Origin of the sequence: Loktanella sp. PT4BL (assembly GCF_003201935.1) — a bacterium.
Lineage (GTDB): Bacteria > Pseudomonadota > Alphaproteobacteria > Rhodobacterales > Rhodobacteraceae > Yoonia.
Genome location: NZ_QJJL01000021.1, coordinates 1 through 9,451, shown reverse-complemented (window position 1 = coordinate 9,451; position 9,451 = coordinate 1). Strand labels below are relative to the sequence as shown.

Sequence of the window (9,451 nt, the reverse complement as noted above, 5' to 3'; positions counted from 1 at the left end):
TCTCGTAGTCCCTGACGAGCTACCGACCGCCCTCCGCATCAACCAGCCACAACAACGTGCAACCGATAAATAAATGGGGCGTGGCCACCGCATACGGATATGAAGGAACGGAGCGTTGGGGCACCGGCATTCAACAACCGGCTGACGGTGCTGCGCTTCTTCTTCGCTGAGACCTGTCCCCGACCAGGGATGAAGACACGTATGCACTATTTACGGGCGGCCAAGAAGATCCCCATCGTGCTCAGCGCTGAGGAGGTTGTGCGCATTCTTGAGGTAGCGCCTGGACCTGCCTGAAGTACCGGGCAGCGTTCAGTATTGCTTAGGGGAGAGAGAGACTGCAAAATGAGATCTATTTTAACAACTTGCGGTCACTCTGCGTGTGCGAGTGACCCTTCGATGTACAAGAGTGCGTCTTCGGTTCGCACGTTGACGCCCAGGGTTTGACCAACACTCATCTCAACGTGATTTCGTGTTTTTGCTTTGATCAAAATACCAGTCGCCAACTGCAAGGTTACGACGCCGTCGACGCCAAGATGTTCGATTTTCTTTATCGTACCGACACCAACGTTTTCAGCATCAGCGGCCACGAGCGATATGTGCTCTGGTCGAATGCCCAATTGATAACGTGACCCTGCGGTCCCAATCTCCGCATTTTTGGTCAAATCAAGCGCATCAGTTCCAAGGATTCCATCACGGGATTCGAGGGTAATCATGTTCATCGCCGGCGACCCAATGAAGTAGCCGACAAAGTCGTTCTGCGGTCGTGAGAATAGCTCTGCAGGAGTGCCAGACTGTTGCAACAATCCATCCTTCATCACCACGATCTCATCCGCAAAACTCATGGCTTCACTTTGATCGTGTGTTACGAGGATCATTGTCATGCCGGTCTCGCGGTTAATATCTCGTAGCTTGCGGCGTAGCATGAATTTCATTTGTGGATCAATCACAGTCAACGGTTCGTCCAGAAGAATGGCACTGACGTCTTCGCGCACAAGACCGCGCCCTAGAGAGATCAGTTGCTTTTGATCCGCGCTCAGTCTTCGTGCCGGCATATCAAGCGCGTAATCCAGATCTAAAAGCGTGGCGACCTCGGCGACGCGGGCTTTGATGCGCTCAGGTGCCACGCCACGGCATTCCAACGGAAACGCAAGATTCTGGCGCACTGTCTTGGTCGAATAGATCACAGGAAACTGAAACACCTGCGCAATGTTGCGTTCAACCGTTGGGGTTTGTGTCACATCCTGCCCGTCAAAAAGCAGGCATCCATGAGATGGAGCTACAATCCCAGAAATGATATTAAGCATCGTCGTTTTGCCACAGCCCGATGGCCCCAAAAGCGCGTAGGTCTTGCCATCCTGCCAAGTGAGATTGACTGGTTTGAGTGCAAATTCTGCCGCAGATTTCGGGTCGGGCAGGTAACTATGCCCAAGGTTCTCGAGTACGATTTCAGCCATTTATTTGATCCTTGTCGTGATGTTCTGTCCGTCTGATGAGAACAGCATGATGTGTTCGGCCTTGATGGACACACTCATGTGGCTCCCCACTTCAAAGGTCTCAATGCCCTCAACTAACATAATCGCACGGCCGAAATCGAAATCGAGGTGCACGATGGTTTCAGATCCACTGAATTCAGAAAGACCGATTGTCGCGTTGAATGCACCCCCAGGTTCAATTGCATCGGGGCGAAGCGCGATAGTGACGGGGCCGTCCATTGGCAGGTGCAAGCCATTGTTCGGGGCCAACTGACCTTCGCCAAAGTAAAGTGCACCGCTGCGAACAAATCCTGAGATAAACGAAATCGGTGGATCGCTGATCACGCTTGCGGCGTCTTTTGTCGGGGGATTCGCAAACAAGTCAGCAGGTGGGCCACAGGCCACGATGCGTCCATCGGTCATGATGATCATCGTGTTGCCCAATTCCATCGCCTCGCGCGGTTCGGTGGTCGTATACAAGATTACACTGTCATCATTTCCAGTGACCAGTCTTGGGAATTCTTCGCGCAGTTGTTCGCGCAGCTTGTAGTCCAGATTGGCCAACGGCTCATCCAGCATCAGGATACGTGACTTTTTGACCATAGCACGGGCCAACGCGACACGCTGTTGTTGCCCACCCGAAAGCTGCGCAGGACGGCGTTGTAAGTAATCGCCCAGACCAACGACCGTCAGCATCTTGGCCGCAAGTGATTGCGCATCTGCTTTCTTTTTGCCCTGACGGCGCAGCGGGAACGCCACGTTGTCCAACACGCTTAGATGCGGGTAGTTTATGAACTGCTGATACACGAGCGACATGCTGCGATCTTTAACTGGCCGTTTGGCGATACTCTGGCCATCCAGTTTGATGTCCCCTTCAACTAATGGATCAAGCCCAATCAAAGCACGTAAAAGTTCGGTCTTTCCCGCACCGGTTTGGCCAAGAATCGTATATATGTTCCCCGCGTCAAACTGGAATGAAATGTCCTGCAAAGAGACTTTTGGATCAGCGGTTGTGAGTTGATCTACTTGAAGCATGATATCTACCTGATGGCCCCCGACATAGTGCCACGTGACATGTAACGTTCAACAATGACTGCGACGCAGGCCAATGGTGCGACCGAAATCAATGCGAATGCTGACAACGACCACCAAGGTGTTACGGATGAGTTGAGGGACACGATAGAGACCGGCAAAAGCTGGGTTTCGGTGAATGTGAGAGTGAAAGCGAAGAAGAAATCGTTCCACCCGAAGATGAGGCAGAACATGCCTGCCACGACGAGACCAGGAACTGAATTAGGTAGGATAACCCGAAAAAACGCACCAATCGGACTGCATCCGTCAGTCATCGCCATCTCGTCAAGTTCTTTTGGGATACCGGCAAAGAAATCAGTCATGACCCAGACCGCGATAGGCAGCAGGAGTGCTACATAAACCAGCACCAATCCAAAGATCGTATCAAGCGCGCCTAGCTCCTTGAGCATCAGGAAAAATGGGATCGCGAGAACGATGGGTGGCATGATCCGTTGCGAGATAAAGAAGAACGTGATGTCAGCGTTTTTAACAAAACCCAACCGATATTCAAACCGCGACAGCCCGTAGGCGGCCAAGGTCCCGAGTAACAGACTGACTAGACTTGCGATCAAGGTCACTGCGGCGGAATCGATGAACGGACCGACGATGTTAATTCCTTGCGATCCTGTTGTAAAAAGCGATGTCCAGCCTTGTGTTGAGGGTTCATAATCCACCCAAGGGATGTAGGTTGCACCGCTCGTGATGGCATTGGCGTCCTTGAATGATGTTGTCAGTGCCCAAAGAAATGGAAAGACGACAAACAGTGACCAGCTGAAGAGGAACAGGGTTTTCAGGATGTGATAGAACTTGTTCATGTTAACCGACCTTTCCGACCAGCAAGCGCAGCAATAGCTTTGCAATCACGGTGAGGCTGACAATCATGATGACCAAATAAACCAGCGACAACGCCGCCGAGTACCCAATCTGAAAGTCGCGCAGGCCTCGAATGTAGATGTAGTAAGATGAGGTTTCAGTTGCTGTTCCCGGCCCGCCCGAAGTTAAGACGTAAACGGTGTCCATGATCTTTGAGGCTTCGATAAGCCGGATGATCAGTGCGCCGATTGTGATCGGTGCCATGAGCGGAAACGTAACTTGCCAAAATGTGCGCAAAGTGCCAGCGCCGTCAATTGCGGCAGCAAGGTAAGGTTCACGTGGAAGAGAAACCAAACCAGCCAACAACAAAAGGAACATAAACGGGGTCCATTGCCAGACTTCGACAATCAGGACGCTAATGAAGGCCCCGGTAGCACTGGACAGCCATGGCACCGCGCCAAAGCCAAACATTCCCAAAATGTCGTTCGCGGGGCCAAGGCTTTCGTGAAAAACTGTTCGCCAGATCACGGACATAACTACCGGTGTCGTCATCATTGGGATGAGGAACAAAACTCGCAAGACCCGCCCGCCGCGAACCTGTTTCCAGACTGCAAGCGCAAGTGCAAACCCTAACGTGTATTGCAGACACACCGAGATCGATGACAGCAATGATAGCCGCCCTAGGCTCTGCCAAAACCGTTCGTCTTCTAGAACGCGACCGTAGTTCTTACCGCCGATGTAATCAAGGCCCGACTGGAACACATCCCAGCTCGAAAAACTCACGCGGATAGTGAATAGGAGTGGGAAAACAATGATTGCGATCAACGTCAAAAGCGCTGGCAACAAGAAAAAGTGTTTAGATGATAGCATGGTATTTACCCCGAAAGTTGAGGTGGGCGTCATTGCGCGCCCACCTCTCGTCATCAACCTTCGTTGTCTTCAAGTGTTACAACATTGGAATATGCGTCGCGTAGACGGTCCTTGCCGATGCGATCAGCAATTTCAGCCCACTCTTTCGCAACATCATCCAGCGCGTCTTGCGCCGTTTTCTGACCGGCCATCGCTTCAGCCACACCATTCGCCATTGACGACATGAACTGGCTTACACCCGGAACACGCAAATCAAACACACGGTTTTGGCTTTCCTCCATCTCAGACAATGTCGTTACGTAAGTCAGCGCTGTTTTATCTGCCCAACCCTGGCCCTTCCAATAATCAACATCGAAATGACTGTTGCGGTAAGGGTTCACACCAAAGCGACCGATCTGCATGTCATGTTCAGCGTTGGCTTCGTTGGAGAAGAAGCAAAGGAAATCAAATCCCATCTCTTGCTCTTCTGACATTGAAGATACTGCTGAAGACCAACCCCACGTCATGTAAGGTGCACGGTTAGGCGTCTCGAATGTGTCCCATTCGCCAGTCTCGCGGTTCCAGACCTCGGATGCGCCCGGCAGTGGTGCGGCTGCGACCATATTGCGAATCCGGCTGTCTTCTTGGTTCGCCTGGATATAGGCATCGTCCCAGCTATAGCTCATCAAAGTCTGACCGCCGCCAAACGAGAAGATTTCATCACCCAGCCCAAAATTAGTACCGCCGGGAGGGAAACTGGCCTGGGCCTCGATAAACAGTTCAAGACCGCGCACGAAACCCGGCGTATTGATCAGCGGTTCCATTGTCTCAAGGTCAAAGAAGAACCCGCCTTGGACATCTGGGTGCTTTGCATAAGGTGCTGCACGGCTGATAAATGCTGAGAACATTAGATCATCGCGCTTGGCGACTTCGGCAGAACCATAGTTCAGTTCGCCGTCACCATCCCAATCGGATGCGTTGAAATATGCGGCTACCTGATTGTATTCCTCCCACGTCGCCGGAACGGTTAATTGGTTGCCTGTGTCGGCGAGGTATTTGGCTTGCACATCGGCATTTTCGAACACGTCCGTCCGGAATTTCAGATAATGGCGATCACCATCCATCGGGTATTGGATCATTTCACCGTTCCAGGTCGCGACACCCGTAAAACTTGGGGTGACATCCATCATGCCCGTAGAGTTGACATAGGCCTCTGGCACAGGGGCAAGGAAGCGGCTGAAATCACCAATCCAAAGTGATGGATAGAACATTACATCATAGGCGTTCTGCCCACTTTGGAATGGGATCATAATCCGTTGGAACAGATCACCAAACGGCACGTGAACAACATTGACTTCGGCTCCAGTCAATTCAGCAAACTGTTCCGCGTGAAGCGCGGTGGGTTCCCCGATGACAGGGATCGCGTGGGTGATGATGTTCAATGTTCGCCCAGAATAATCCTTTGCATCTGTCGCTTCATAGCTACAGGTACCCGGCAGGTCCTGTTCGATGCCAAAACGTGTGTAATCTTGTGCCGAAACAGGCACAGCAGATGAGGCGACAATCGCTAGCGCCGAAGCCGAAGTTGTAAACCGATATTTCATGTTAGTCCTCCCATTTGGTCATGATATGATCCGCTCCTCGCGGATCGTGCGCAGGCCACAGTTGTGTGGCCTGCGCAATTGATTCAGTTTTAGTTAAATTAAGGGATTAGAACCGCGCGACCGCGGATTTTCCCATCGTGCAGATCGCGCAGCGCAAGATTTGCATCGCTCAGCGCGTATTCTTTGGTTGTTAGATCGACCAACCCGCGATGGGCCAATTCCATCAGTTCCGTCAGTTCCGCCCACGTGCCAACAAGGTTGCCGATGATGTTCTTTTCAGTGATCACAAGATCAACGGTCGGAACCTGAATATCTTCGCCGTACCCGACGACGTAATAACTGCCGGCTGCCCGCGTCATAGCGAGGCCCTTACGGGTCGTGCCATTTTCACCGACAAAATCAAGTACGGCTTCTGCGCCGTGACCTTTGGTCAAGGATAAGATTGCGTCGACTTCACCACCATCTGCTTTTACCAAATGATCAGCACCGCATTCACCGGCGAGGGCCAACGACGTATCAGATCTATCAACAACAATGATCTCAGCAGCACACATCGCGCGCAGGACTTGAATCGCGATATGGCCTAAACCACCAGCACCAATCACGACACAGTATTCACCGGGAAGCAGATGGCGCGTCGCCTTTTTAGCCGCGCGATAAGCGGTCAGTCCAGCATCAGAATAGGGTGCAACTTCCTTGGGCAGAAGTGACTTTGGCAGCTTGATGATATTGCGCTCAGACGTCACCAACGCCTCAGCGTAACCACCATTAGAATCAAGGCCTGGAAACGTACCTTCGCCGTGCATGTCTTGACCACGACGACACGCAATGCATGTCCCGTTCGAAATCTTCGGATGGATGATCACAGGATCACCCTTTTTCAGTCCTTCAACTTCTGGCCCGACGTCTTCGACCCAACCTGCGTTTTCATGGCCCAAGATCAACGGCAACAGAGCGTTTCCATTTGGATCCATGTGCGGTCGCCAAATACCTTCGATGACGTGCAGATCAGTGCGGCACACCCCTGCACCACCAATGCGAACGATTACGTCCGATCCCTTGGTAATAGCAGGATCCGGCACATCGATGTAATCAACCCAGGATGGGGCAGTCAGATCATCATCGTATTTATGTAAAACTTGGGCCTTCATGGGACTCTCCGAGATCAAATGTTTGTGAGGCCTTGCTTAACGGTCAACACATTCGCTGAATTTTTTGCGAGTGTTCAATTTCTGAATAGCGCGTTGTTTTTTGTGCTCAAAAAATGAACATATCATGGTTTTCCCTTTGTTTATTCGGCACTATTTGGCAAAAAGTTTATATGCTTGGGAGGGCGCTCGTGAAAACTGCATTTGATAAAGCTCGCAACGGCCTCGAGGTTAAAGGTAGGTTTGCCTACGGTGCCGTGCCGGAAACGATTGCTGATAGTTGGCGGCGGTGTGTGCGACTTGGCCTTGATCCAGTCGGTAAACCCGAGGAATGTGTCGTCTCACACACCGACCTTTATCAGCGTCGTGATCAGCAAGATCGCGTTATGCGTCTTGTCAGGCCGGAATTAGAATTACTCAGCGCACAAATCGCTGGATCAAATTTTCTGGTGGCATTCGCAGACAGTGACGGTGTCGTGCTTGATCAAATTCTGGATGAAGAATTTCGTACGTCCACTTGCGGCAAAAGTATCCTTCCCGGTTCAATCTGGAGCGAGGAAATACGCGGCACCAACGCTCTCGGGTTGGCACTTCACACTGGTGCATCTTGTAGCGTCACGGGTCGCGAACATTTCTTCGCAAAAGAAGGTACGGTGTCGTGCCTATCTGCCCCCATTTTTGACAGTAGCGGCCAATTAATAGGGTTGCTGGATGCGTCTTCCGAAGTGACCGCCAGACAGTATCATACGCTCGCGTTGGTGAATCTTGCCGCGCAAAATGTTGAAAACCGTTTGTTCGTAGAAGATCATCGCGGCGAACACATCATCCAGTTTCATCCCCGTCAAGAGTATCTCAAGACACAAAATGTCGGCATGATTGCGTTCAACGAAGACGGCCAGATTACGGGGGCAAACCGTCGCACCGGGGAGCTTTTGACAGGTTTGAATCTTGCTAATGCGATCAAATTCCAAGACGTCTTTATGGGGCAGTTCCGACCTTTGATCGAACAGATATGTAGGGGCGAAATCGTTCAAATTACTGATTGGCTGAGGTCTGGGTACTTTGCGCGCCTCAGGCTTACCCACTCGGCACGTACAAAACTCACGAACACGCAGGTGTTGCTGCCAACCGATCCAATCTATCGCGTTCCAATGGCAGCAGGAGACATCGGGACCGGTCGTGTTTTCGAAGATGAAGCCTTGCGCCAAAATCTTCGGTTAGGCAGAAAATCTGCCCAACAAGGCCTGCCTGTTTTGATTGTTGGCGCACCCGGAACCGGGAAAAACACAACGGCCGAGGAGATACATGATCAACTTCACCCGGATCAAGCATTCGTCCTTGTCGAGTGTGAGACACTCAATTTAGACGCGGTCGAAGGCCAGCTTATCGCACAGATGAAATCCAAAGCGGATGCGACGTCCAGAAAGCAAGATACCATTGATCTCAACAAGGGCGGCACGCTGTATCTCGATAGGGTTGATCTGCTGCCGATTGAAATCGCGCCAAGCCTGAACACCTTGCTCAATCGTGTCATTCAACGGCGCAATCCGCTGCTTGCTGACGGCGAATGGATCATAATCAGCAGCGCGCAGAATTCTGCCAGCTTGAACGACGCAATAGGCCCATTGCGCACCATATACGATCGCCTTTCAGGCTTTTCACTTTACTTGCCAAAGCTCGTAAATCGTTCTGATTTTCGACATCTGTGTTGCGCGATGCTTACCGCAATCTCCCCTCAACACACGCTTTCAAACAAGGGCACAGACGCGCTTAAAATGATGACTTCTGATCACAATTTAACCGATCTAAATCGGAATCTGCGTACGCTTGCGATCCATCACCACGAAGGAATCATAAGACAAGAAGGTGTCAATCGGATTTTGGGTCAACGTCAGCTTGGGATCTCGGCGTGTACGCGCTGCGTCGGGCAGATGATCAAGGAAGTAAGATGTATAGAAATACGAAAGGCATTGCGCGACTGTAACGGGAACGTTGCCTTGGCTGCGCGCCAACTTGGTGTTTCTCGAAATACTGTCTATACTCATGTTATGGATTAAGAACATCGAAGTCGCGCGAACGCCCCTAAACTTGACAAAACCATCTATTCTAACATTGGTTAGGTGGCTCAAAATGAACTGGTTTGATCGAAAAAGCGTGCAAATGACATTCCTGTTTAGCACATGTACAATCTATCTCAATTGACGTCGCCAAGGACCCATTCAAAGCCGAAGCTGTTGTTGAAAGCTTTTAGGTTCTCTCGTGATAGCGGGCATTGGTGCAACACGCTCCATCCTGCAATTTTGGCTCACGACCGCCATTAGCCGCGATCGTTACGAGCGTTCGCTCAGGGCCGGATGCGTCGGCAAGCCCCCTCCCATGGTTCCTCCGCAGCCTTTTATGTATACGGGGGGGCTTGGCGCGCCATTTCGCTAGCGCGTGGCTTTTTCACCGGGGAATCCACTTCGAAGCCAGTTTGGTCAGCCGGGAAAATAAA

At 51.4% G+C, this 9,451-nt stretch carries 7 protein-coding genes; 1 reads left to right on the top strand and 6 read right to left on the bottom strand.

Annotation, left to right across the window (positions count from 1 at the left end; genetic code table 11):
- Window positions 1–368: 368 nt before the first annotated feature.
- The 6 genes from C7964_RS19425 to C7964_RS19400 all read right to left on the bottom strand — a co-directional run bounded on the left by C7964_RS19425 (window position 369) and on the right by C7964_RS19400 (window position 6,960).
- Complete coding sequence (locus C7964_RS19425) at window positions 369–1,454, bottom strand: ABC transporter ATP-binding protein (protein WP_110281208.1); 1,086 nt, start codon at window positions 1,452–1,454, stop codon at window positions 369–371.
- Window positions 1,455–2,507 (bottom strand): ABC transporter ATP-binding protein, encoded by a 1,053-nt coding sequence (locus C7964_RS19420; protein ID WP_110281207.1) that lies wholly within the window; start codon window positions 2,505–2,507, stop codon window positions 1,455–1,457. It abuts the gene before it with no gap.
- A gap of 5 nt (window positions 2,508–2,512) precedes the next feature.
- Entirely contained in the window at window positions 2,513–3,358 is an 846-nt protein-coding gene (locus C7964_RS19415; RefSeq protein WP_110281206.1) for a carbohydrate ABC transporter permease, read from the bottom strand.
- A gap of 1 nt (window position 3,359) precedes the next feature.
- The gene (locus C7964_RS19410) at window positions 3,360–4,259 is read right to left on the bottom strand and encodes a carbohydrate ABC transporter permease (protein ID WP_286164079.1); all 900 of its coding nucleotides are present in this window, start codon (window positions 4,257–4,259) and stop codon (window positions 3,360–3,362) included.
- A 20-nt stretch (window positions 4,260–4,279) separates the two neighbouring features.
- Window positions 4,280–5,809, bottom strand: a complete 1,530-nt coding sequence (locus C7964_RS19405; protein ID WP_110281205.1) for an ABC transporter substrate-binding protein — start codon at window positions 5,807–5,809, stop codon at window positions 4,280–4,282.
- Between the two features lie 98 nt (window positions 5,810–5,907).
- On the bottom strand, window positions 5,908–6,960 hold the full coding sequence (locus C7964_RS19400) for an NAD(P)-dependent alcohol dehydrogenase (RefSeq protein ID WP_181417262.1): 1,053 nt from the start codon (window positions 6,958–6,960) through the stop codon (window positions 5,908–5,910).
- A 188-nt stretch (window positions 6,961–7,148) separates the two neighbouring features.
- Here C7964_RS19400 and C7964_RS19395 point away from each other — a divergent pair, with 188 nt between their 5' ends.
- Window positions 7,149–9,014, top strand: coding sequence for a sigma-54-dependent Fis family transcriptional regulator (locus C7964_RS19395; RefSeq protein WP_181417261.1), 1,866 nt, complete (start codon window positions 7,149–7,151; stop codon window positions 9,012–9,014).
- The last annotated feature ends 437 nt before the right edge of the window (window positions 9,015–9,451 follow it).